Consider the following 24,924-nt stretch of genomic DNA (forward strand, 5'->3'; position numbering starts at 1 on the left):
GGTTCTGGTGCAAAGCCATAACTGAGCTCACATGAATTGATTATTCTAAACTATGGGCAGCATACACTGCCAAAATTTGTTTTAATTCAGTAATCACTGAAAACCCGCAGAGACTTCCGTTTCTTCAGGTTTCTTTTCTCATTGCATGAATAACTTCAACTCCAGCCAGGGTACTAGCGGCCGTGCGTACGTTTTGAAAGCCTGCTGATTGAACGCGGTGCCTTTTGATAAATCGATGCTCTTGTTCAATTAGATTATTGCGATATTTGGAACATTGATGGGCCTTTAGGTCCGTTAAGCCATCTTTAGCTACTTGTTTAATTGCTTTGAGCGTTGTCCCATACTGATCTGTTACCAAACAGTTTGGGCGACAGTAGGCCTTTAACAGTCGTTTTAAGAAATGATAAGCGGCCAGATAATCTTGTTGTTTTCTTAGAGAAAAGTCCAGTGTTAAGCCTTGATTGTCAATTAAACGATATAAATAGTTCCAACTACCATTAACCTTAATGTAGGATTCGTCAACCTGCTAACTTTGTGAAGTGGATTGTTTATGCCGACGCCACAGCATCTGGAAAATTGCACCATAGTGGTGAACCCGGCGCATGATCGTTGTATGGTGTACCGAAGCACACCGATCGGCCATAATTTCAACGACATCACGATAGCTTAAATTGAATCTAAAATAGTAGCCAACGGCTACCGTGATGATATCTTGATTAAAATGACGACCCTTAAACCAATTCATGTGATCAACTCCCAATGATTTTCTTTAATTCTATCAAATTACGGATACTACTAAAACTTTGCACCAGAACCCCTTTTTCTGTTGATTATTGTGCAGCAAACTGGATAAGGCACACCAGGAAAGCTGTTGTTTCACGTGAAACAACTTGACCCACTGACTACGTTCTACACGCCATTAGTCCCATTTTGCTCATTTAGCCGGGCACGAATCCGACTCAATGAGACCGGCGTCATGCCTAAGTAGGTGGCAATTTCATGCAAGGGGACCCGGTCTAAAATCATGGGATTATCGGCGACCAGTGCCTGATAGCGGCCCGTGGGGGTTGTTTGTAATTGGGTGTAGACACGCTGACGGTAGGCAATAAATCTGGCATACAGCCAGCGATTGAGACTACTCTCAAACCCGGGTAAGGTTCGACGAATCTGATCAAAGTCGGCTTTATCCAGAATTAATAAGTCAGTTGGCTCTAGCGTTTCGATAGCAGAATCACTGGGTTGTTCGAGATAGAAGCTTTCAAACGACGCTACCGGCTGATTTTCAAAGAAAAATTGGAGGGTCACCTCACGTTGGTCGGTGGTGTGCCACATCCGCAAGCTTCCCTGGACAACCAAGTAAAGTCTGGTGGCGACAGTGCCTTCCATTAGTAAGCGTGTATGTGCGGGTACATGACGTGAGTAAAAATAGCCTTGGAGTTGGGCCCAATTAGCAGCTAACTCTGGGAACTTAGTGCGTAAATATGGCGGCAGTGGTTGTGTCATTATAAAAATCTCCTTTTCTTAACAAAGGTTAATGCGGTCGAAGCTGTTACCCGTTAAACTCGGAACAACTAAAGTAAAGAAGGGCTTTTAAATGAAAACAGTCATTATTTTTGACCATCCTTATACCGCCGCCGCATATCAAAATGTGCCCCATCACCGATCCTTTTTGGCTGCCGTGGCCCACCAAGTGCAACAACAATTACAGGCGGAGCAGCAAACCGTGGACCTAATTGATCTGCATGCAGATGGTTTTGATCCAGTGATGTCAGCCGCCGAGTTACAACTCTGGCGGCAGGGACAACCCGTTAATGACCAGGTGGCCGATTATCAGCGGCGATTACGCGCAGCGGACCAAATCATCTTCATGTTTCCGGTTTGGTGGGAAGTCATGCCAGCTATGACTAAGGGATTTCTCGACAAGGTTTACGCTAAAGGGCAGTTGTATGCGGCTGACACGATGCAAACGACACTGACCCAGCACCCACAGATTCGGGTTATTACCACAATGAGTACCCCCAATTGGGCTTATCGCTGGATTTTTGGTGCGCCACTACGCAAGGCGTTACAGCGAGGGACCTTTATGAAGACGCGACTATGGCGCTTTAAATGGCAAAACTTTTCCCAAGTTGAGAAATTAACGGCAACCCAACGAGCAACCCGATTGGCCAATTTTCGATTGAAATAATAGCGATGACTACCTTTAATCTAGCATGTGAGACCGGTCGTGTCTAATCATTGCAAGAACCAAATATGTTAAAAAAACACCCCTGCGTACTAGTGACGTGGGGGTGTAATACGAGATTAGGCAGTTACTGTAGCTGTTGTCCGGCTAGCCTTTCTTAGCCAAAATGTACCAATCAAGCCTAGTAACGATAGAATTACTAAGGCCAAAAAGGCGAGATGATAGCCGAATAGAGAGCTGGCAACCTTTGTGGTTGCGTGTGACATTTGGGAGCCTAACGTGGAAATGGTGATTAAGAGTGCGGTTCCAATTGACGCACCAATCTGCCGGGCCATGGTGTTCACGCCGTTACCATGAGCAACTAGTTCGGATGGTAGGGCATTAATCCCGGCTGTTCCCAGTTGCATGACGATCAGTGAAATACCAGCCATCCAAATGGCATATAGAAGGGTAACCGTGATAAGTGACCAAGTGGGCGTCATGATGACAAAGGGAATTGTTGCGAGAGTAAAAATTGTAAAGCCCACAAGTGACATTTTTTCAATCCCCGAACGATCAAAGATCATACCGGCAATGGGATTAACAATAGCCATCATTAAAGCACCGGGAATCATAACTAGGCCAGCAGTTAGGGCCGGAATCTGAAAAACCGATTGGAGATACAAGGGCACTAGTAGCTGCATGCCGAGCAGTGCCATGTTACTCAGACTGCTCAGGACCGTGGTTAACGTAAACATAGGTGACTGGAAAACGTGTAGATTTAACATCGGGTCATCCATTGCGAGTTGTCGGCGGACAAACAGCATGATTCCAATGATCCCGATCAAAAGTGTTACACCAATGATGAACCAATGGCCACCACTGATGGTTGCCAATGCATAGAGGAGCGCGCCAAAACCAACACTCGACTCAATAATTGATAAAATATCAATTCGCGGATGAGTCAGGACAATTAGTTTCCGCATGCCAACCATGGTTAACAGAATAACCGCAATGGTAATGGGTACCATGATGCCAAATAGATCACGCCAAGAGAATTGATCGACGATCCAGCCAGATAGCGTGGGGCCTAAGGCGGGGGCTAAAGCAATCACAATCCCCGTGAGTCCCATTGCCATTCCCCGTTTTTCAGCCGGAAAGATTAAGATCATAATGTTTTGCATGAAGGGCATAATGATCCCGACACTCAGCGCTTGAATGAGCCGGCCTACTAGTAACAGACTAAAGTTGGGCGCAATGTAAGCTAGCAAGGAGCCAACTAAAAAGATTGTTAGGGCAGTTAGATAGAGTCGTTTAGAATCAAAGCGATAGAGCAACAGCGCGGATACGGGCACCATGATGCCAATTACGAGGAGGTAGCCCGTGGATAGCCACTGAACGGTGGCGGTGGTGACGTGCAAGTTGCGGGCAATGGTTGGTAGACCATTGTTCAATAAAGTTTCGGTTAAAACCGTCATAAATCCACCGATTAAAACGGATAAAATGAGAAGAATCCGGGGATACTTTTTCCCAGTGACGTCATAACCGGTCGTAATGTTTCTTTCTTCGGTCAATAGCAAAGTCTCCTTTTATATTAGAAATGGGTAGCAACGGCCTGTGCCTGCGCAATTGCGTGGTGGATGATGGCCGGCGCTTGATCTGGGAAATGATCCATTCCTTCGACACCGATTTTGGTAATACTGGTAGCACCTAGAAATTTCAGCATCATCTGAATGTATTGAGTACCGAAATCTTGCCCCGCATATTTACCGCCAGTTGCTTGAATGTGAACAATCTTCTTTCCTGGTGCTAATGGCGTTGCGGAACCATCTGCGTTATACTTAAATGTTTTCCCGGCGACATTAATTGCATCAATCCAGGACTTTAGCTTAGTCGGAATCGACATGTTCCACAGTGGATTGGCAATGATAACCTTATCGGCTGCAATGAATTGTTGAACGGCTGTGTTAAAGACGGTGATTTTGTCACGTTGATGGGTGGGAAGCTGTTCGGGAGTGTTCCCAGCACGTAAGTCTTGCCAAGCGCCTAAGACATCGGCATCGATTTCTGGAAATTGTGATTGATACAAGTCGTTAATCTCGATATTGGCGGTGGCATGCTGCTGCCGGTATGTTTCAAGAAAGGCTTCTAGCACGGTGAGCGTCCGTGATTGTTGGCTATTTAAGGGATGAGCTTTGACGACTAAAACGTTTGTCATATTGGTGAACTCCTTTTTTTAATTAAATGTGTTGCCAACCACGTAAAAGAATATAGCACCTTTTTATGTGTCCGGCAACATATATCTTTCATTTCTTGCCAATTTCGTGTAAATTTAGAGATACATAGTGCTGTAATATGCGCGGCCAGGCTAGTCATGGTGACGCCAACACTGGCAAACGGAGGTTTTTATTATGGATGAAACAAACTTGGATTTTCCAATAGGGACGTCGATTATCGATTTAGTAATTAGTCATCGGGTTTTAACGACTAAAAAAATCCGTCAAATTGGCTTATATCCGGGACAAGATTTGTTATTAATAGAATTATTGCGGCAGGATCACCGCTCACAAAATGAGTTGGTGCGGGCCCTGAATGTCGATCACTCAACCATTGCTAAGTCTGCTAATCGGCTATTCAAAACCGGCGTGATTGACTCGCAGAAGTCGGCCAAGGATAAGCGCGTTACAATTATTAGCCTGACAACTAAGGGACGTGCATTAGCAGAACAAGCGGCCGAGATTTGGCGTGATGTGGAACAGGCCGTTCGCGAGGAATTGTCGCCGGAAGATGTCGCTCTTTTTCTAACGTATGCTAAGAAGATAACGGCAACCTTTAACCAAAGATCTAATGAAGCGGGGCAGCCCAATCAGTCTTGCTAAAATACTGGGATAGTATAGAAAAAACAGCGACACAGCCAGTTAGTTGGCGAGTCGTTGTTTTTTGATGGTAATAAATGATTGACCGGGATTGTAATTAGAATTGGCGTAAATTAGTTTATATACTTGCGGATTATTGGGAGCCATCATTGCTTGAACGCCGATTCTTCTGGAGGATTAAAGTTAAAAATAAGATGGTGGCTACTGGAAGGTAGCGATTTTGTGCGGGTTATGGGGATTGGCAACTTTAGATCTGTTTACTAATTGTTTGAAGCATTGATTAAATGAGAGTGCAGTGTTACATTATAGTTAATCAGGACATTTTATAATAGCTAACTTATCACCGCGACTTGATCACGGTACATACATAATGGGGGTCTTTCCAGTGAAGACGAGTCAACAACATGGAATAAAGCAGCATAAGAATCGGTGGTTAATGACGAGTGCGGTTGCGTTAACACTAGGAACGGTTGGCCTAACTACAGAAGTGGCACAAGCAGATACGACATCGGATACGCCGGATGTCACTGGACAGACGGAAGCGGCCAATCAATCGACAACAAATCAGGTTAAGTTAACGACTAGCCAACCGACAGCGGGGTCCGCAACTGAGCAAACAGTACCTGCTAAAGCGGCAGATAATCAGAAGAATGCAACAACTAACACATCCACTGAATCGGCTACGGCCGCGTCGCCTGCGACAAAGTCGACAGAACCAGCAGCTGCACCGAAGACTGCGACGACTATCCCCGCAACTGAATCAGAGACGGTGAAATCACAGGCAGGCGCAGATACGACAGCAACGTATGATGAGTCAGATGCAGCAGGAGTTGCTAACGCCAAGGCTGATAAAACCCCGACGCAAAACGGTTTGAGAGCAGCGCGGGTGGCAGTACCACAAGCGACACCTCAAACAGTTGACGATTTAATTCCCGATAAGAACTTACAGCAGTTAGTTTTGTATGCCATTCAACAAACGCATCCAGAAATTACGGCGACTAATCAGATCACGGCTGACCTGTTGTCTCAGCTGACCAGATTAGATGTTGATTCGGCGGCGGGGGATACGAAGCAGGAAACCGATCGGGCTTTTTATGATGCAATTGTGAATGTTGAATCATTGACCGGATTGGAGAAGGCCACTAATTTACAACGATTGGTAATCACGCCGGAAGCCAGGGCTAGCCGGCTTTGGGGAAATACGAGCTTGCGGGGGCAATTAAAAGACTTGACGGCGCTGCAGGCATTGACGCAACTGACAACGCTGAACTTGGGATACAACCAGATTACGGATGAAGATGCTAAGGCCTTGGCTAACTTGACTAATCTAACGTCTTTGAGTTTGATGGATAATAACATAACTGACTTGACGTTTTTGACCAATTTGACGGCGCTCACAAGCCTCAATGTGAGTCAAGACGCCGATAATCCTAATAAAATTACCAACTTGAAACCATTGGCCAAGCTGGTTAACCTGTCGACCATTGTGTTGGATAACAATAATATTTCCGATCTATCGCCACTCCGAAATATTACGGCGATCCCGCAACTGATGTCGTTAGGTGGCAACCATATCTTTGATATCATGCCCGTCTTAAGCTTGAATTGGCAACCGTTCTTTGATCCAGAGCAACCCTTTTATAATATAGGGGCAGATGGACAAACTTGGACATTGGACCAAGTGGCCTTGAATCCAGCGACCCAACATTTATCAACCTGGTCATTTGCTTATGACAACCTACATGACTTTAACGAGTTTATGGATAGTGACCCGCAGTCACCAGCAACCGCTAAAGGCATTGGTGTTGGTAATTGGACAGTTTGGTCTGATCTTAGTCAACCGGAAGGAACGTTAAAGTTAGTTTGGGATGTCAGTCGCCATAATGACTATCGGCAGCCGGTGGCGCCGGATGGGTTACGGTTTAGTGGCACGATTATGGTGCCGTACACCTTGCAAGCTGGTACAGGAGCGGTCACCGTTGACTTTCAATTGGACGGCGGTGTTGAAATTGCCCCATTTGTTATTTTAAGTGGTCAAACTGGCAGTGGGTTAGATGTGTTGACTGATGCATCGGTTCAACAGACTATTGCTGAATTGGAAGACCGGGGATTTACTTATGAAAAGCCGGTTAAACTCAGTCCAGATCTTAGTCAAACAACGGCAGATTCAACCGTCACCTACAATAGTGACGCTCAAAATATCACACTGTTATTTAGTCCGTTACAAAAGATCTATTTGGTCGATGAAGCCGGCAATGCGATTGGACAGAAACTGGTCAAGGAGTCCGGCCGAACCGGGAGTACGTGGCAGACCACGATTCCAGCGATTGATGGGTACCAATACGATCGAGTAGCGGGTCCTGTAACCGTGGCAGATCAACAGCTGAATGGGACAATTGGCGATGTTAATCCCGATATTTACGTGTACTATAAGGCCAGCGAAAAGCCGGTTACACCAGTTGATCCGGGTAATCCTGGGACACCGATTACGACTGGAACCGTGACAGTGCACTATCAAACAGCCACTGGCGATAGTATAGATAAGACTGACACCCTTAGTGGGCCCGTGGGTCAGGCTTACACCACGACTGCCAAGACAATTCCGGGCTACCAGTTAATCACCACGTCGGGGAATGCCGATGGCATCTATAGCGCGACAAGTCAAGATGTGTACTACATCTACCAGTTGCAAGATACACAAACGGCGGGTAGTGGTGACCAAGGGAAGCCGGTAACTGGTGGTGACTCAGGAAAAATTACGCCTAACCAACCGGCACCTAAGCCGAGCGCTGTGACCAGACAACCGACAAAATTGGCGGCTGGGCAGGGTGACCAGATTGTGCGCTCATCCGCAACGACTGCGACTGCTAAACTAGCAACAAAAACTGTGAATTTGACAGCGACCGCCAGGCCAGTGGCTAAGGTGACAGCGGAGACGTTACCGCAAACAAATGAGCAGCGAACAACTGCTTGGTGGGGCGTTGCATTGTTGGCCGTGCTAGGTGGTATCTTTGGTCTGAAACGGGGCAAGCGTGAACACTAAGCAATGGCTCATGTGAGTTAGTATATCGATAAAAGAAGCGTCATTTGAGATTCAGTAACAATCTCAAATGGCGCTTCTTTTTAACCTATTAATCTTATGTCACAGTCCCAGTGATGCGGTTAGTTCTCGGATGAGTAAGGATGGGCCTTTAGCAACTGACTGTAAAACGCGATGTCCGCAAAGGCTTCTTGCAATCGCTGAGCAAAGTGGGCACTGTTGGTTGCATCGGCAAGCAAGGTTCCTTGGTCAGTGAAATTATCGTCCGCGTTCCAGAGAAGAACGGGTGTTGGTAAAACGATCATTTTTAATATTTGTAAGATTTCAACCATGGACTCAGCCGCCAACATACCGCCATCACTGTAATGGGAGTAGGTGATGATTTGCACAGGCTTGTGATCGACTTCAGGGCCAACAAAGTCGAGCGCGTTTTTGAGGATACCCGGGATGGCATGATCGTATTCAGGGCTAATGATGATGTAACCATCTTGTGCGGCCAGCTGATCTAACCATGCCTGTTCAGGGGTGCTGAGGTCGTGGATTGGCGTTTCTAGAGGCGTTTCTTCATGATCGTAGAATGGTAAAGGATAGTCTCGGAGTGCCAACCACGTGAACGTTACCTTGTCAGTGTTGGGGAAGGTGCGTTGTAAGTAGTGAAATAGATGACTCCCCAAAGACGGTTGCCGGGGCGTGCCTAAAATGATACCAATTCTAGTGGTCATAAAGATCCTCCTTGTATTAACTAACTAAAAGTAAGCGAAAACTGAGTTTAGTTTAGCACGTTGATAATCGTTTGTCTAGTAGGTATGGAATTATTAATGACTGGGCTTGACCGTTCACTTTAATTGGTTGTAATGAGCGCCATTAATTGAAGTCCAACAGTTTTGTTAGTATAATAAACAGTAATTGGTATAGCCGTTATTTAAGATCAATAATTCGTGAGTTATGAGGAAAGCTCAAATGAGGGATCATAATGAAAAAAACAGTCATTAAAGAAACCGAACGATTGCTGATATTGTTAGGAGCAACTGGTTTGTTGAGTGGCATAGGTATTGTCATGAATGGCACATCTATAACGGCTCAAGCCGCAACGACCACAACGCAAATGCAGGGAATTTTACATTCTGGTGATTTTGGGACGAGTCATTGGTATATTTCGGATGATTTAACATTGCACATTGGTGCGGGGACGTTTGCCAACTTGTCGAATAGTCAAAGTGCGCCACCATGGACGGCTTATGGCGACCAGGTTGCCAAAATTGTGATTGAAGGGCCGGTAACTTTGGCGCCTAATAGTCGCGAACTGTTTGGTTACCTCGGGGCCACCAGTATTGAAGGTCTTGATCAAATTGATGCCAGTCACGTGACCAACTTTGAATTTGCCTTTTTTGGCATTCAGGTGCCGAATCTTGATCTGACGAGTTGGGATGTCCACAATGTTACTGACGCGGGTTTCATGTTTATGCGGGCGCAGTCAGATGTGATTAATCTGTCTGGCTGGCAAATGCCGAAGTTAAAATTGGCCCAGTGGATGTTTATGCTGGCGCCACGAGTACATGAATTGGACTTGGCTGGAATTAATTTTCGCAATGCAGATGCCACGCGGGCATTGATGAATATGAATCTGACGGTTATTCATTTAGGACCAGATTCACTTTTGACGGGGACCAACTTACAGCCATTTCACAATGATGCCTATCAGGATATGTGGCAAGATATCGGTGATGGGACTACTGAGGCGCCAACGGGAAAGAATCGATACACCTATTCACAACTCATGGCCGAGTTTAAGGGAGCAGCGCCATACACGTATGTCCGAGCGAAGAATCCTGGGCAGCCAGTGACCGTGCAGTATCTCGATCAGCTCAATCAGGCATTAGTCAAGGCCGATACGTTGACTGGGTATTACGGCGATACGTTTACGGCGCAAGCCAAGACTTTCGCTGGCTATCATGTGACGTCGGTTGATGGTGAGCCAACCGGGACGTTTGGCAGTAGTCCGTACACGGTGACGTACCACTATGCTGTAGATGAGAAGAACCAACAGAGTTTGTTGGGTGAAGATGCAACGATAACGGTGGGTGATCCAACACCGACTAGTGAAACTTTTAAGGCTAAAGCCACGGACAAAGATGGACAGGCATTACCAGTGATGGTGGATTTGAGCCAAGCCACGCTTAATCAACCGGGTCGTTATCCGGTGACTCTAACCACCCGCGATGGTCAATCTAAGGCCGTTACGCTGACGGTTAAGGCGGCCGATGAGTCGAGTTCATCAAGCTCATCAAGTTCGATAGCCACGAGTCACTCATCGAGTACCCCGATCAGTTCGTCTAATTCAGACGATAGTTTATCAAGTGGTGACTTGATTTCAGGGGGCGACACTGACTTAGCGGTTTTCAAGGGTCAGGCCGTTTACGCAACCAAGGCCGTGCGGCTGTATCAACGGCCGACATTTAAAGCGTCACAGGTGCGGGCACGGTATGCCAAACAGTCACGAACTAAGCGGCCGATGTTTGTCGTAATTGGCAGTGCGCATTCTAAGCATCACGCGCTACGATTTAAAGTGCGGGACGTCAACCATCACTCTAAGACGGCCGGCAAGGTTGGTTATATTACCGCCAAAAAGGCTTACGTGACGAATGTTTACTATCAACGCACGTATACCCGAGTGACGGTCATCAATCCCCAAGGGGTTAATGGGTATCCAACACGTAAGCTAACCGGCAAGACGCGGCATTATCGGCGCGGACAAACGTTAAGAGTCAAACGGCTAGTGCGGTACCATTTAACTACGCGGTATGTACTAACCAATGGTCGGTATGTGACAACGAATAAAAAATTGGTAAAGGTACAGCAAAATTCGGTGCAGCAAAGTACGCAGCATTCTGCGGCGGTAACTACCCGAACTATCAAATAAAAGTGATGACGAAAAAGCGCGCCCATTTCTGATGAATTTATCAGATGTGGGCGCGCTTTTGGATTAGCATGTGGTTGTTCCACATGAAACAATCAAGGTGTCTGGTTTTACGCCTGGTCGTACTTGAGCCACAACCAGTAATATTGTAGATTGCTGGCAACTAGGGCTAGCCAAATGATGGCTAGGAGCGTTTGCCCCAGTTCCTGAGTCGAGAGGTGCCAATTCAACAGTAAGCAGATAATGCCGAGCAATCCGCATAGAAAATAAGTGGCACTGATCATGACTGTGGAATGAACTTTCAGAGTAATCAGCCGATCGCGTTCGTCGTCAACCCAGTAAAGGCCTTTAAATGACTTGACGCCGAGGTGGTGCTGCATGTACCAGAGCATCGCGACACAGGTGACCACCAACATGACCGATAGAATCGGTGCCCAGATATAAAACAGATGACTGAAACTGACAATAATCAGTGCAGCTAACAACAGAAATACTAAGTTATTCACCCAAAATGTAAACCGAAGAATCCTTTTAGCACGACTCATTTGACATCCTCCCCGTTACTGAATAATGCATCAACTGTGGTCTCTAAAATGGCAGCTAACTTGAATGCGAGGGATAGTGACGGATCATACTTATTGTTTTCGATCGCATTAATTGTTTGTCGCGTGACGGCGGTCAGTTGGGCCAATTCGGCCTGTGACAATTTTCGCTGTTTCCGCCGAGTAGCGATGGTATTTTTCATCAAGATTCACGTCCTTGTGTCAAACATCTTTGACAAATTAAGTAAAACATATTTTACATTTTTAGTCAACAATTAGTGATCCTGATAGCATAAAACCGGCCATCGAAAGGGAGTCCGATGGCCGGTTTCGTTCATTTGATTTATTGGTGACTTTCAAGTTCTAATAGTCGAGCCCGCAAGGCATCATCGTACGCTGTTAGGTAGAGGCCGTACTTACCGCGCTTCATCAACACGTTAAGCACGTTGGCAATAAATGTTTTGTATTCGTCGCGGCTGAATTGCATGTCTTTGCGTTTCTTGAAGATTTCTTTGTGTGAATATTTTTCGGGGATGATCGTCATGGTATCGGTCTGCGGATCGTAGCCGAACGATGGACCAATAATCATCCCCACATAGTTCAAGTCAAAGCCCTGGAGTGTGTAAATCGTACCGACTTGCGTAATGGAGCCTTCACGTTTCGCCCAGTGAGTCCGCTGGGGGTCCCATTCATCCCAAGGGAGGCTAAAGGAGTCCATTTCCACATTGTGGCGACCATCGATGCGTGGAAAGCCAGAGGTGGCCACGACGCGGCTCATACCGACTTCCTTGTTGCGCTTTTTGATATTTTCGAAGAGTTCACCAGCGGTATCAAACATTTTGAATTCGAAGTCACTGTTTTCTGGGAAAGGACGCAGCGGTTTTTCAGCCGCTAAATCATCCATCCAGGCGACTTGTTCGTCACTGGCGACCATGCGGTATTGGAAGTTCATATCGAATCGCTTGTGGGGATGGTGACCGATGGTTTGGTAAAGGAGGTCTTGGTCCCAGTACATTTTGGACTGGAAGACTTGGTCGAAATCGTATACGACCACAACGACTTTGGCTAAATTCATCAGGTCAGTCAACTGGTTTTGGCCGCGGTAGTGGGCGTAGGGTTCAGATTTGGAGTAGAGTAAATGGGCCTCATCAACAAAAATAATATCGTATTGCTTATGATTCTTTTGCGCGTAGTTAATGAGGGAAGTGGGCCGGCGAATGGCGCTGGCTTTCATATTGGGAATGGATTCAGCCAAGTCTTGATAGGCTTTATAAAGTTCGGGGTGATTGACCACAAGTGAAGTCCGGTAACGTTTGTCGGTCATATACTGACGGACAAGTTCCATTAAGACGACGGACTTACCGGTACCGGCCGCGCCCTGAATGATGGCAACGGCGGATTCTTGGCCATTGAGGCTGTCTTTGATGTAATGATTCATGTCGGTAATAACAGCCTTTTGGTCGTCAGACAAATCGTCGACAAAGAACTGTTCCTGTAAAATTTTATTCATCGAATAACTCCTAAATTTAGTGAATTAGCGTCACTGAGACGTTGGAAATAGCACTATTCATTATAGCAGGTTACGGTGATGACGCTGAAATTTTTAAGGTGGATTGACTGGAGCGGGAAAGTGGAGAATTTTGGAATCTAGTGACTATAGTTGACCTAAATTATTTAGTCGGTTAAGAGTTTATGAATTGGGGATAGCTGGAGTATGCTTTAAGAGCAAAGTGATAAAAATAGCCGAATTTTCAAAATAAGAATGCCGGTATATCAAGGATTCTTTAGTGTATTCCCCACAGGTGTGGGGGTAATAGTTATCAAGGTTTTTAGATGCTGGACAATGTCTCATATTTCCAGCAGATGGCAGAATCCGTATTTAAAGATTCCAAATAGAAATATGGCCTTTTACATGGCGCTCCGTTCTTAAGGAGATATCGGTTGTTCAGAAGCGTAAGAAGGAAACTGGCTCCCAATCCGATCAGACCAGTGTTAGTCGTCGCGTATGTTATACTAGTGAAATTAGAAATCGCTTAATCTGGCCGTATGCCCACCGAATGAGCATTTTGCTGGCAAATAAACCATCAAAAGAAAGGATTGTCACGATGTCAATTTTAGATTATGCGGAGCAGGCTTCATGGTCAAATGGGTTCGGTTCCCAACAATCACCGATTGATCTACGTCAGGCTAAACCCACTAGTGTTACTAATTTTGTGGTGACAGATCCATGGATAGCTGACCGAGAAATCGATGACCAAGTGACCATTCAGCTTGCTGGTCACGGGACAACGCGAATCAATGAGATGACTTGGCATTTTGTGCAAGCCCATATCCACGTGCCGGCGGAGCATATCGCCACTAAAGAAACGGTTGCTGAACTGCACTTTGTTCATCAATCGGTTATTGGTGCGTTGTGCGTCGTGGCGGTTCTCGTGCCCATAGGTAAAGCCAATCCGATTATTGACGGGGTTCTTGATCATTTCCAGCCACACGCCACGGAATCAATCGACTGCGACTTAACCGATTTATTGCCAAATCGTGGCACCGTTTTTCAATACCTTGGGTCACTCACCACGCCGCCGCTAACCGAGGGCGTGACGTGGTACGTTATTGAACAAACTGATATTACCATCAGTTCAGAGCAACTTAAGCGCTACAAGCAACTCTTTGGACCGAATAATCGGCAAGTACAGGCGACCAACCAACGACCAGTTCTCCGGGGAAGCGGAACCTTTACGAAATAGCGGTTAAACAGTATTAGGTTAAATAACTTCGGCATGGATTATTCCCGCAAATAATGTAAAAAGCAGGCCAAAAACTCTCAACTTTGAAAGTTTTTGGCCTGCTTTTTAGCATCCGAGTTATCGTTCAGATTCCATACCTACCGCTAGAAGCTATTTACATTTTAGTTGTCATTAGGAATAGTGCCATAAGGCGTGTAGAATGTTTTGCCACCAAAAGACATAAGACCGTAATAGGATGGCTCAACAAAGTCGTCATCATTTTCAAATGTTATCGAATAAGTTTTTTGTTGATTAACAAAAGCTAATCGGTATTGTGTTGTTCCATGATAGCGAACCTTAGTTGTTTTAAAACCGTTTAAATTTTTGGCCAAATATAAGTAACGGGTATGACCCTTGATCTGAGTGCGTTTGATCTTGACCGAAGTCGTTGGCTGTGCGGTATAAGCAATAGCTCTATCTTGAGGGTTATTTTGATGGACTTCTACGTAGCCATTAGTGGTCAACTGAATACTCTGTTTTGATAGCGCGTTATACTGATTTCGAAGGGCATTGACACCACCTAAATATAAGTCACCATGACTACCATTTTTAGGTAGATAGGCAGGTCTAGGAATCGCTTTAAAAGCCATTGGGTTGGGAGTATAGGAGTCACCATTGTCGGTCCACAAATTTTGCTGATAGCCTGCTTTTAATAGGTTTTGACTTAAATATGAACTGGCAATAGTCATCTCAGTACGTGAACGATTACCCGCAACTACCGTCCCAACTGGCAAGGTTATCGGTTCATTAATAGTTCCTGAGATATAAACGGAAAATGGCATTTTAACGGTTAGCTTTTTAGTGGTTTGATAATAGGTGTTTTTAGTCAAACTGGGAATGACTTTGGAAAAAGCTTTTTCACTCACGCGTTTAACAGGAATCTGGCTGCCAGTTGTGCTGGTTGTGGGGTGGTAAGCTGGCTTTTCATCGTCAGTTGGATCAAATCCCTTGCGCATATCTTTTGCAGGAACATAGCCGTAATCTAGGCCGTATTCACTGGCAATATGTAGATAGGTGGTTGTCTGATGACCATGAATAATAGTGACTTTTTGGGTGGCATACCAACTAACACCAGGAAGCTGGTTCAAAACAGTAATACGTTTAGTATGGGTCTTATCCCACGCATAGAGTGTTTTTTTATAGTTAGCGACATAGTACGGTGTGGGCGTGACATCTTTGACGGTTGATATTTGATAAGTTGATTGTGCATTGGCACTAGTTAGGCCGAAAATACTGCTAACTGATAATGCCAAAATAATAGCGGCTTTGAGCCAAGTCTTTAACATAAGTAATCTCCCCTAGTTCATCATTTAAATATACTCCTAGGATAAATACTAATCATTTTAACTAATAGATACAAGGTGCTGCCATTAATTAATTCGGTAGAAAAACAGTCCGACTAGCAATCACGCTGACTATACATCAGATAACCTTATATGTTATAACGAACTTAGAAGGTGGGGCATTTAAGTGGGCTTCGATGAGCCGGTCTACACCGCATTTGCAGAACTGAGGGGGAACTATGAGTCGCTAAGGGGAAATTATCATGAAAGTAGTTAGGACCATTTCAAAGGTATTACTTGTTGGTGCGCTGGCACTAGTAGGGAGTGGATCACTAAAGGGTCAGGCCGCCCAGGTCAAAACCAGCCATGCGCTGGCTAATTATAACGTTAAGGCAGTTAAACTGATTAAAAATAAAGATTACTTTGTCACGCGACCTGGCACATATGCCACGTCCTCGACGTATCGGTCGCAAGGCACGTTTCAAACGACACCGGATATTTACCAATCCGTCAGGGGGCACCCAGCGTTGTTGCGAACGGCATTATATCTACCGGTGACGGTTCATCATTCTGGCGATTGGAGTGATCCGCAAGCGGTAGTCGTGACGCCGAATGGGAAGACCGTGTATATTGCTTATTTAAAAGCTAGTAACACCACAACTGGTTGGATTGTCAGATACGATTTGGCAAAATTGGTTCAGGCGTTAGGTGGATACACATCCCGCATGGATGCCTTGCGGCGGGCCACGAATGCTTATTCTAAGCATAAAGCCACCAGTCGGGATCGAAATTTGCTTAAGTACATTAAGGAAGGACCGACCTTTGATATCGGACACGGCCAATCACTGGCTTATAATCCAAAGGCCAAGCAACTATGGTTTACCAGGTCAAATGGAAAAGCGGGACAATATGGTTCTGCCGTTAAGGTATCGTCGAAAACGTTACGGCCGACCAAGCAGGTTGCTTACCGATTGGTTAATAAACAGGGGGCCAAATTAGCTGTGAATAGCACGCTAGCTTTTGATCGCCAGGGTTACGCGTACTTTAGCAGTTACAGTGGTCAGCGTTCTTTGAGAGTCTATCGGGGGACAATGAACGATCACGGGGTGCATTTCAAATTGATGATGCAGGGGTTGGCCTATCGCCCGGGCCAGACGCATCAATCCATCGCGTATAATCCGCATAACGATCGGCTATACTTTGTTAGTGATGATGCAATTTCTTCAGTGTCTGTGAAAAAATTTCGTCAGTGTCAGGCAACGCCTAAGGATGTTCATGCTTCTGTCTTTGCCAGTCAGCGGGAATTTGAGGGACTATCGTTCACTGCTGCTGGTCAAGGCTATCTGATTTTAAACCGGGGCGCTGAGCTTATGCGGATCGATATTAGTTAAGGCTTTCCACAAATGAACCCGTGGGCTTATGAAGCATCTAGATCTTCGCAGATTTAGGTGTTTTTTATTAGGATTTTTGTCAAAACGGCGCGGTGACGACAAGTATTAATCAATTATGATAGCGTTACCAATAGTGATATGATAAAAGATAACACAACATGAAAGGATTGAAACCCATGGGAAATCTTGAAAAAATGCATACGGGTGACCTCTACTTACCCGACGATCCGGCAATTGAAAAGGATCAGCAACATTACTTAGATCGGCTGTATGACTACAATCATACCCGCCCAAGTGACAGTGCGCAGAAACAGGCGATTTTGCATGAGTTATTTGCCGAAATGGGGACCAACTGTTACGTTGAAACGCCATTTTATGCTAATTTCGGTGGGCACCACGTCCATTTTGGCAACGATGTTTACGCTAATTTTAATCTAACCTTGGTCGATGATACCCATATTTATGTCGGCGATCACACAATGATTGGGCCCAATGTGACGATTGCCACGGCCGGGCACCCCATTACTCCTGATTTACGGGCAAAGAACTATCAATACAATATGCCGGTTCATATTGGAAGGAACTGCTGGCTAGGCGCGGGTGTGATTGTTTTGCCCGGTATTACGGTTGGCGATAACGTGGTGATTGGCGCAGGGAGTATTGTTACCAAAGACTTGCCAGATAACGTTGTGGCGGTCGGTAACCCTTGCCATGTATTGCGGCCCGTTAACGAGCATGACCGTGAATTTTATTTTAAAGACCGACAGATTGATCCGGCGTTATTTAAATCCTGATTCGACCGATTGGTGTTAAAACACTTTTAGAAGAAAGTCTTAGTCGTCAATCGACAGTGAATTTGTTATAATCACTGAAACTAGTAAAAATGAGGTGAATCGTCGTGAGTTGGAAAATTCAACGCTGGAATCATATGCAGACTGATATTATTTTTGTAAAAGACCTCCAAGGGGCGCAGTCTGTCCAATTTTCCCATACTAATACTCACGATTTCATCTAAAGACGACAGTTCATGTGTTCACGGACGGTGTGCTTTAGAGCACCGTCTTTTTTGTCGTCGCCAATCCTTGGAGGCGTTTGATAATGGTTAAAATGATGCAACGTAATTTACACTTGGGCTATGGTTATACCGCATTGGCGTATTTCGGAATTACCAGTCTCTGGGTTATTTTCCTACAACAACGCGGATTGTCGCTGGTTCAAATCGGTTTATGTGAAAGCGTTTTTCACCTGACAAGTCTGCTTTCCGAAGTACCATCGGGGATGCTGGCTGATCGCTTTGGCTATAAGGCCATTTTAATTGGTGGACGAGTTGTGGCAATAGTCCATGCTTTAATTATGCTAATGGCTTCAAATTTTTGGTGGTTTGCCCTAGGTTTCGTGTTACAGGCGTGGGCCTATAACTTACAATCAGGAACAATCGAGGCACTTCTGTATGATTCACTAGCTGAAAATCACGCCACTGAGCGGTTTCCGGTAGTGACTAAAAATATGAATATGGTCATTGAGAGCGCGACGCCGGTGGGCGTGTTGCTGGCAGGAGGGTTCGTTCATGGACACTTGAGTATTACCTATCTCTTGTATATGGCTAGTGCAATAGTCGCGATTGGCTGTATTATCGGACTGCGTGAACCGCTCCGCGACCAAGCAACTGCAATCACCGGCACGCAATCTTTAAGTGCCATTTTACGAGCGGCAGGAAAGTGTCTCCGCCAATTGCCTGAATTACGTCAGTTGATGGTGTTTCACGCGGCTTTTAGCGCTCTGGGAATGACATACTACTATGACTTTCAGGCTGTTATGACTGCTAAGGGATTCAGTGGCCCACTGATTTCTGGCATTCTGATTGCAACGGCAATTTTAAATGTGGGGGGCGTGCAGTCAACGCCGTGGTTACAGCAAAGATGGGCACCGGTGCGGTTATTACGTGGTCTGACAATTTTGCTCGCCAGTGTGTTGATTAGCGCCTGGTGGGCCAATACATTAGGTCTGGTTCTTGGCTATCTCTTGGTTAATCTGTTGTTAGCGATTGTAGAGCCAGTGCTGTCCAATTACTATAATCGGTTGCTTCCCAGTGCGCAGCGAGCTACGTTACTCAGCATTTCCAGTATGATTTTTAGTCTGATGATGGTCGTGCTATTTCCCGTTATGGGATGGCTGATTGAACGGAGTAGCTTCGCGGTTGCCTTTGGTGGCACTGGAATGGTCGTTCTGGTTTGCGGCTGGTTGGTCTTTCGTCGACAGTAATATTAAAAATACCGTTGCTGGGAATAAACCTAGCAACGGTATTTTTAATGTTAGGTTCGGGTGATGAAACTATGGTGACATTTGGGACAAGTCACTTGAACGCGGCCGTGATGGCGTGGCACGCGAATCCGTTGCTGACATTGAGCACAATGAAAGAAGCGGTAATGCCAATGTTGCGACACCTGGTAGCGGAGGCGGCGAAATGGACGCGTAATCGGAAGCCAAACGCGTTCAAAGGCCCGATTGAGGCGCACTTGACGATAGATCTTACGAGAAAATAGTCGCCAGTAAGTCAGGGAAATGAGCACAATGACGGCGACAGCCAACCACAGCGTGTGGATAAATAAGTTGAGAATGAGTAACAAGAAGGTTAAATAAGTCAGAAAGCGATTCAGACTATCATTCTGACCGTAACGGCCGATCATCCAAGTTTGGAGTCGACGAAGAAATTTCGAGTTGGGTTTCATAGCAGACTACCCTTTCAATTAGAAGTCAACGTTTAGCCTAACATAGGTCGGTGGGCGACTGCAATTTAGATAGCGGAAATTATTATTAATAGTTAAAATTAAAGCTTTGATTATTAGAAGTGGATCTGAAACATGATTCGAATTCTATAGAAAAACAAGAAAAGTCCTCAAAAATTGAGAATTTTTCCTGCTTTTATCTATTGGAAGCCTTAATTAGTTCTAATTTAAAATTTCAAAAAAAGGAATTTAATGATGAAGGTCGGGAGGCAATAAATCGGCGGCTGATGTAACTTGCAGGTTCTATAAGTTGTGATTGAATCCAGTGTATTTGAATACAAGCGCAACCATAACAGTCAAATTGAATATCAAATTGGATCTCTTTGGTCAGTGCTTTTAATCCAGCTTTACAGGTAATGCTTTGCCGACAATAGTTTACCGAATATCGATAAAATAAATTTATGACAAATTGCGTATCGTATGCTTGTAGAAGTTTTTCAAAAAAAGTCTGCTGTTGTTGAATAACAGTAAGAGAATTCGTAATTCGTTGTTCAATGGGCAGCGTTTGGTCAGTAAGGCATCTATCCATTTGCGTGGTGTAGTACCAGGTGATCAAATCTTCTTTACTGTTGAAGTAGTTATAAAATGTCTGACGCCCGGTATGACAATTATGGGTAACATCGTGAATAGTAATTTTCCTTATGGTCTTAGTTGATGCTAGATCAATTAAAGAATTAGCTAGTAGCTCTTGAGTGGACTGCCGATGAATCATAAAGATTACCTCCTAGCATTAGTATAATTATAGACATTTGTACTGTTTTAGTACAGCGCTTTCAAAACATCTCTAACAACTATTTAAAAGTCGCGATATGCTCATTATAGAGTTAATGAAGGAGGAATTGTTATGATGGTTGGTCGATTACAAGGTAAAGTTGCGATTATTACGGGTGCAGCGAGTGGTCAGGGTGCAGAGGAAGCTCGGTTATTTGCAAAAGAAGGAGCACAAGTTGTTGCAACAGATGTGCAGGCGGCGCTTTTATCCCAATTGGAACAAGAGATTCAACAAGAAAATGGAAATGTCATTTTAACTATTACGCAAGATGTTGCAAGCGAATCAGGCTGGAAACAAGTTGTTACAAGTACAATTGAGCGCTTTCATAAAATTGATATCTTGATTAATAATGCTGGGGTAACGGGTAAAACGCGGGGACTTGCGGATACAACTGTTAGCGACTGGAATCAAGTGATGAATATTAATGCCCTGGGAAACTACTTGGGGATGAAATATGTGGTCCCAGAAATGAAGAAAGTTGGGCAAGGATCAATCGTCAATATCTCCTCATTAGCCGGAATTCATGGTATTGGTGGTGCAACACCATACGCAGCCTCAAAGGGTGCAACGAGATTACTTTCAATGGGAGCAGCGAGGGATTTAGGCCCTGACCACATTCGCGTTAATTCAATTCATCCGGGGTTTATTGAGACGCCTATGATTAGTGACTTCACTAAAGATGCAAGTGTTAAACAAAGTGTGATTGACAGTGTACCACTGAGATATTTAGGAAAACCCGCTGATGTGGCATATGCAGCCCTATTCTTAGCTTCTGATGAAGGCCGCTTTGTCACTGGTGCCCAGCTAGTGATCGATGGTGGTCAATCAATCAAAGAGTAGAAAAATTTTAGCGATATCAAATAACATAAAGTGCCGGCTTAATAATTACAAATTAAGCCGGCACAATGTTTCACATGAAACACCCTCTAAAAAACGGGGTACGCCGTATGGATGGCATTTTTCAATTGATCGCCTAGTCGATGCATACCGGCATCGATCTGGGTTGGGTTGACACCACTAAAGCTCAAGCGGAGGGCATTGTGGACATCGCGTTGTGGATAGAAATTAGTCGCTGGTACGTAGGTCACGTGCGCTTGGGGACTAATAACGTCCAGCATTAACCGGCCCGTATCAATGCCTTGCGGTAAGGTTACCCAATCAAAGAATCCGCCAGCCGGGTGAGTGAAGAGAGCTTCATCCGGGAAATAGTGGGTTAGACTTTGAAGCATTGCATCGCGTTGCTGTTTGTAGTGCGTTGTCATGCGTTGAATATGGGCATCTAGGTCATTAGCGTCTAGGTAAGCGTTAATGGCCGCATGGGTGACACCCGTGGTTTCCAAATCACTAGCCAGCCGCATCTTTAAGATGGCATCGCGTAGCTCACCATCAGCGATTAACCAGCCGGTCCGCAATGCAGGCATAAGAATTTTTGAAAAGCTAGAAAGAAAGATCACGCGGCCCTCGGTGTCAAAACTCTTGATGGCGGGCAATGGGGCACCCTCGTATCCGAGATCACGATAGGGTGTATCTTCTAAGATAATGAAATGATAGCGATTAGCCAATGCCACCAACTGTTGGCGCTTGGCGACACTCATTGTAATTCCGGTGGGATTGTGATAATCCGGTACCGTGTAGAGGAGTTTTACGTTGGGATGTTGTTGAAGGGTGGTCTCCAACACGTCGAGATCTAGGCCGTCAGCTTGTAGTGGTACAGCATGGTAGTGGGGTTGGTACAAGTCAAAAGCGGCCAACGCCCCGATATAGGTTGGAACTTCAACGATGATATCATCACCGGGATCCAATAGGGTTTTTGCGACGAGTTCTACGCCTTGTTGACCACCGACGGTCAGCAAAATATTATCAGCGGTAGTCGTGACGTTGCCCCATTTGGCAATGCGCGTAACCAGTTTTTCACGGAGAGCGCTGTTTCCTTGGGCCGATTGGTACTGGAACAGGTGGGCGCCTTGGGTATCAATGGCCGTATTAAAGGCCGCTTGCACCTCTTTAACTGGAAACAGTTGCTCATTGGGACTACCAGCCGCAAAGGTTACCGCAGTTGGGTTGGGATCTTGCGGAAATAGTCCCGCTAAAGCAGAGGAAACATCTGGATTGACGCGTTGCGCAAATAAGTCGTTCATCATCGCACACACCTTTCTGGTCGCTTCGAACGACCCTCGCTAACTTATCCGATTACTTGTTTAGTAGGATAGCGGTTTTTGAGTGAAAAGTAAAATTCAATTAATTCATTTTTAAGTGAATGTTATTCAATCTTACTAAATGATTTGGTTATCGGCATAAGCGCTGGTGGGATGGCCGTGGTATGATGAACCAATAAGACTTACAGATAAAAAGGAGCGCAGTCATATGAAATCCATCACAGCGGGCATTGTCGCCCACGTGGATGCTGGTAAGACCACCTTGTCAGAAGCCATGCTATACCAGGCCGGTGCGGTGCGGCAGCTTGGGCGCGTCGATAATGGGGATGCTTTTTTGGACCCGGATGCGTTGGAAAAGCAGCGAGGGATTACCATCTTTTCCCATCAAGCCCGATTGACGTACCAAGACTTAGCGCTGACTTTATTAGATACACCGGGACACGTCGATTTTGCTAGTCAAACTGAACAAGTCCTGAGTGTTTTAGATTATGCGGTGTTAGTCATCTCCGCCACCGATGGCGTTCAAGGCTATACCCGAACCCTGTGGCGCTTACTCGCGCGCTACCACGTGCCCACCCTAATCTTTGTCAATAAAATGGACGCACCGGGTGCTGATCAGGCGGCGTTATTAACGCAACTGCAAACCGAACTATCACCGGGATGCATTGCATTTGACGGCGCCCAAGTTTCCGCAGCGGCTAGTGAAGACATTGCAATGTTAGACGAGTCCGTTTTGGCTGACTTCCTTGATTCCGGCCAATTGAGTGCCACAGTCATCCGTCGCATGATAGATCAGCGACAAGTCTTTCCTTGCTACTTTGGTGCGGCTTTGAAAATGACTGGGGTGACCGAGTTGCTGGCGGGATTGCAGCAGTGGACGACTCCCAGTGAAACGACCCGTGATTTTGGTGCACGGGTATTTAAAATTTCCCACGATCAAGGTGAACGATTGACGTGGCTGCGAGTGACGGGCGGTGATTTACAGCCCAAACAAGTCCTGCTGGAGGAGCAAAAAGTCAATCAGTTACGAGTTTATAACGGGGTTAAGTACACCGTGCAGCCACAAATTCTGGCTGGCGATGTCTGCGCAATTCCAGGGTTAACGGGAACGTATCCCGGCCAAGGCCTGGGGAATGTCCCAGATAGTGCGGCGCCCGTTATGCAACCCGTTTTGAACTATGCATTGGACCCACAAGGACAGGATCTGCACGCCTGTTTGGCCGCTTTGCGGGAGCTGGAGGATGAAGATCCCCAATTACATGTGAGTTGGTCCAGTCACCTGCAGGAGTTGCGGGTTCAACTGATGGGAACAGTTCAATTGGAAATTTTACAGCAGCTGTTGCAGGATCGTTTCAATCTGACGGTTCATTTCGGTGCCGGCCGGATTCTTTATAAGGAAACACTGACGAAAGCCGTAGAAGGTGTTGGGCATTTTGAACCCTTGCGTCACTATGCGGAAGTTCACTTGCTCATGGAACCAGCCCCCCGCGGGAGTGGATTAACCTTTGCCGCCGACTGTTCCTTGGAAGTGTTGGGCCGCAACTGGCAACACCAGGTATTAACTAACTTACGCGCCAAAGAACAACTGGGAATTCTAACGGGTTCGCCCTTAACTGATGTCAAAATAACGTTGGTTACGGGTCGAGCTAGCATTGTTCATTCGGTTGGTGGTGACTTCCGTGAGGCAACTTGGCGGGCGGTCCGTCAAGGGCTGATGATGCGACAAGACGATGGCTGTCAATTACTTGAGCCGTGGTATCGTTTCCGCTTAGAGGTGGGCCAAGAGCAAGTGGGTCGAGCCATGACGGATGTGCAGCGCATGCATGGCAGTCTCAATGCGGCAGTTGATCCAACGACCAGTCGAGGTAATCTCACCACACTAACGGGGGTTGCGCCCGTGTCTGAAATGCAAGACTATGCCCAAGCTGTACAAGCTTACACGCATGGTCAGGGCCAATTGGAATGCTTGATTGATGGTTATCGGCCTTGTCATAACGCGGCTGAGATAATTGCACAGCAGCAATATGCACCAGTAGCTGACCTAGAGAATACGCCAGATTCAGTATTTTGTGCTCACGGTGCGGGGTATCCGGTGGCTTGGGATCAAGTACCGACGATGGCTCACGTGCCGTATGTGTATTCGGATACTGACTTGCCTCAGTAGTGATGTGTTATAATTGAGGCCATCTTGGGGATTTGCAGGCGATACCCACG

Annotated in this window: 21 protein-coding genes and 1 pseudogene; 10 read left to right on the plus strand and 12 right to left on the minus strand. The window is 45.8% G+C overall.

Translation table 11 applies throughout. The features are described 5' to 3' along the window. Positions 1-124: 124 nt before the first annotated feature. Positions 125-745 (minus strand): annotated as a pseudogene (locus tag FC61_RS06630) (IS6 family transposase). A 164-nt stretch (positions 746-909) separates the two neighbouring features. Next, entirely contained in the window at positions 910-1,503 is a 594-nt protein-coding gene (locus FC61_RS06635; protein ID WP_021742135.1) for a Crp/Fnr family transcriptional regulator, read from the minus strand. A 91-nt stretch (positions 1,504-1,594) separates the two neighbouring features. Here FC61_RS06635 and FC61_RS06640 point away from each other — a divergent pair, with 91 nt between their 5' ends. After that, positions 1,595-2,188, plus strand: coding sequence for an NAD(P)H-dependent oxidoreductase (locus tag FC61_RS06640; RefSeq protein ID WP_021742134.1), 594 nt, complete (start codon positions 1,595-1,597; stop codon positions 2,186-2,188). A gap of 116 nt (positions 2,189-2,304) precedes the next feature. Here the strand turns inward: FC61_RS06640 and FC61_RS06645 are convergent, their stop codons facing one another. After that, a complete protein-coding gene (locus FC61_RS06645) occupies positions 2,305-3,738 on the minus strand; it encodes an MDR family MFS transporter (RefSeq protein WP_052471867.1) in 1,434 nt (477 codons plus the stop codon). Positions 3,739-3,758: 20 nt separating this feature from the next. Next, complete coding sequence (locus FC61_RS06650) at positions 3,759-4,382, minus strand: FMN-dependent NADH-azoreductase (RefSeq protein WP_021742132.1); 624 nt, start codon at positions 4,380-4,382, stop codon at positions 3,759-3,761. A 193-nt stretch (positions 4,383-4,575) separates the two neighbouring features. Here FC61_RS06650 and FC61_RS06655 point away from each other — a divergent pair, with 193 nt between their 5' ends. Both FC61_RS06655 and FC61_RS06660 read left to right on the plus strand, forming a co-directional pair. Further along, positions 4,576-5,043 carry a MarR family winged helix-turn-helix transcriptional regulator gene (locus FC61_RS06655; RefSeq protein ID WP_021742131.1) on the plus strand — a complete coding sequence of 156 codons (468 nt, stop codon included), beginning with the start codon at positions 4,576-4,578 and terminating at the stop codon, positions 5,041-5,043. Positions 5,044-5,425: 382 nt separating this feature from the next. Further along, positions 5,426-8,083, plus strand: coding sequence for a MucBP domain-containing protein (locus FC61_RS06660; protein ID WP_052471870.1), 2,658 nt, complete (start codon positions 5,426-5,428; stop codon positions 8,081-8,083). A gap of 119 nt (positions 8,084-8,202) precedes the next feature. Here FC61_RS06660 and FC61_RS06665 read toward each other — a convergent pair whose 3' ends face one another. Next, on the minus strand, positions 8,203-8,802 hold the full coding sequence (locus FC61_RS06665) for an NADPH-dependent FMN reductase (protein ID WP_021742129.1): 600 nt from the start codon (positions 8,800-8,802) through the stop codon (positions 8,203-8,205). Positions 8,803-9,053: 251 nt separating this feature from the next. Here FC61_RS06665 and FC61_RS06670 point away from each other — a divergent pair, with 251 nt between their 5' ends. Then, entirely contained in the window at positions 9,054-11,000 is a 1,947-nt protein-coding gene (locus FC61_RS06670; protein WP_021742128.1) for a MucBP domain-containing protein, read from the plus strand. Between the two features lie 107 nt (positions 11,001-11,107). Here the strand turns inward: FC61_RS06670 and FC61_RS06675 are convergent, their stop codons facing one another. The 3 genes from FC61_RS06675 to FC61_RS06685 all read right to left on the minus strand — a co-directional run bounded on the left by FC61_RS06675 (position 11,108) and on the right by FC61_RS06685 (position 13,049). Next, entirely contained in the window at positions 11,108-11,542 is a 435-nt protein-coding gene (locus FC61_RS06675) for a DUF2178 domain-containing protein (protein ID WP_021742127.1), read from the minus strand. After that, positions 11,539-11,742, minus strand: a complete 204-nt coding sequence (locus FC61_RS06680; RefSeq protein ID WP_021742126.1) for a helix-turn-helix transcriptional regulator — start codon at positions 11,740-11,742, stop codon at positions 11,539-11,541. Before FC61_RS06680 ends, FC61_RS06675 begins: the two co-directional genes overlap by 4 nt. Positions 11,743-11,882: 140 nt before the next feature. Next, positions 11,883-13,049 carry a DUF2075 domain-containing protein gene (locus FC61_RS06685; RefSeq protein ID WP_021742125.1) on the minus strand — a complete coding sequence of 389 codons (1,167 nt, stop codon included), beginning with the start codon at positions 13,047-13,049 and terminating at the stop codon, positions 11,883-11,885. Between the two features lie 595 nt (positions 13,050-13,644). On the opposite strand from FC61_RS06685, the gene FC61_RS06690 reads away from it, so the two are divergent. Next, entirely contained in the window at positions 13,645-14,283 is a 639-nt protein-coding gene (locus FC61_RS06690; protein WP_035464791.1) for a carbonic anhydrase family protein, read from the plus strand. Between the two features lie 161 nt (positions 14,284-14,444). Here the strand turns inward: FC61_RS06690 and FC61_RS06695 are convergent, their stop codons facing one another. Next, positions 14,445-15,608: a hypothetical protein gene (locus FC61_RS06695; protein WP_021742122.1), complete on the minus strand. Its 1,164-nt coding sequence runs from the start codon at positions 15,606-15,608 to the stop codon at positions 14,445-14,447. A gap of 260 nt (positions 15,609-15,868) precedes the next feature. Between FC61_RS06695 and FC61_RS06700 the strand changes: the two genes are divergently transcribed. The 3 genes from FC61_RS06700 to FC61_RS06710 all read left to right on the plus strand — a co-directional run bounded on the left by FC61_RS06700 (position 15,869) and on the right by FC61_RS06710 (position 19,258). Beyond that, on the plus strand, positions 15,869-16,996 hold the full coding sequence (locus FC61_RS06700; protein WP_021742121.1) for a hypothetical protein: 1,128 nt from the start codon (positions 15,869-15,871) through the stop codon (positions 16,994-16,996). 158 nt (positions 16,997-17,154) lie between these two features. Next, positions 17,155-17,790: a sugar O-acetyltransferase gene (locus FC61_RS06705; RefSeq protein ID WP_021742120.1), complete on the plus strand. Its 636-nt coding sequence runs from the start codon at positions 17,155-17,157 to the stop codon at positions 17,788-17,790. Positions 17,791-18,094: 304 nt separating this feature from the next. After that, entirely contained in the window at positions 18,095-19,258 is a 1,164-nt protein-coding gene (locus FC61_RS06710; protein WP_021742119.1) for an MFS transporter, read from the plus strand. A gap of 50 nt (positions 19,259-19,308) precedes the next feature. On the opposite strand, the gene FC61_RS06715 is transcribed toward FC61_RS06710, so the two are convergent. Both FC61_RS06715 and FC61_RS06720 read right to left on the minus strand, forming a co-directional pair. Beyond that, the gene (locus FC61_RS06715; protein WP_021742118.1) at positions 19,309-19,725 is read right to left on the minus strand and encodes a hypothetical protein; all 417 of its coding nucleotides are present in this window, start codon (positions 19,723-19,725) and stop codon (positions 19,309-19,311) included. Positions 19,726-19,957: 232 nt separating this feature from the next. Next, positions 19,958-20,494: a TetR/AcrR family transcriptional regulator C-terminal domain-containing protein gene (locus FC61_RS06720; RefSeq protein WP_021742117.1), complete on the minus strand. Its 537-nt coding sequence runs from the start codon at positions 20,492-20,494 to the stop codon at positions 19,958-19,960. A gap of 132 nt (positions 20,495-20,626) precedes the next feature. On the opposite strand from FC61_RS06720, the gene FC61_RS06725 reads away from it, so the two are divergent. Continuing rightward, positions 20,627-21,394: an SDR family NAD(P)-dependent oxidoreductase gene (locus FC61_RS06725; RefSeq protein WP_021742116.1), complete on the plus strand. Its 768-nt coding sequence runs from the start codon at positions 20,627-20,629 to the stop codon at positions 21,392-21,394. An 86-nt stretch (positions 21,395-21,480) separates the two neighbouring features. Here FC61_RS06725 and FC61_RS06730 read toward each other — a convergent pair whose 3' ends face one another. After that, positions 21,481-22,695 carry an aminotransferase-like domain-containing protein gene (locus tag FC61_RS06730; RefSeq protein WP_021742115.1) on the minus strand — a complete coding sequence of 405 codons (1,215 nt, stop codon included), beginning with the start codon at positions 22,693-22,695 and terminating at the stop codon, positions 21,481-21,483. Between the two features lie 223 nt (positions 22,696-22,918). Between FC61_RS06730 and FC61_RS06735 the strand changes: the two genes are divergently transcribed. Further along, entirely contained in the window at positions 22,919-24,874 is a 1,956-nt protein-coding gene (locus tag FC61_RS06735) for an elongation factor G (protein WP_035464789.1), read from the plus strand. Positions 24,875-24,924 lie beyond the last annotated feature (50 nt).

The sequence above is a fragment of the Levilactobacillus brevis ATCC 14869 = DSM 20054 genome, from assembly GCF_001433855.1.
Lineage (GTDB): Bacteria > Bacillota > Bacilli > Lactobacillales > Lactobacillaceae > Levilactobacillus > Levilactobacillus brevis.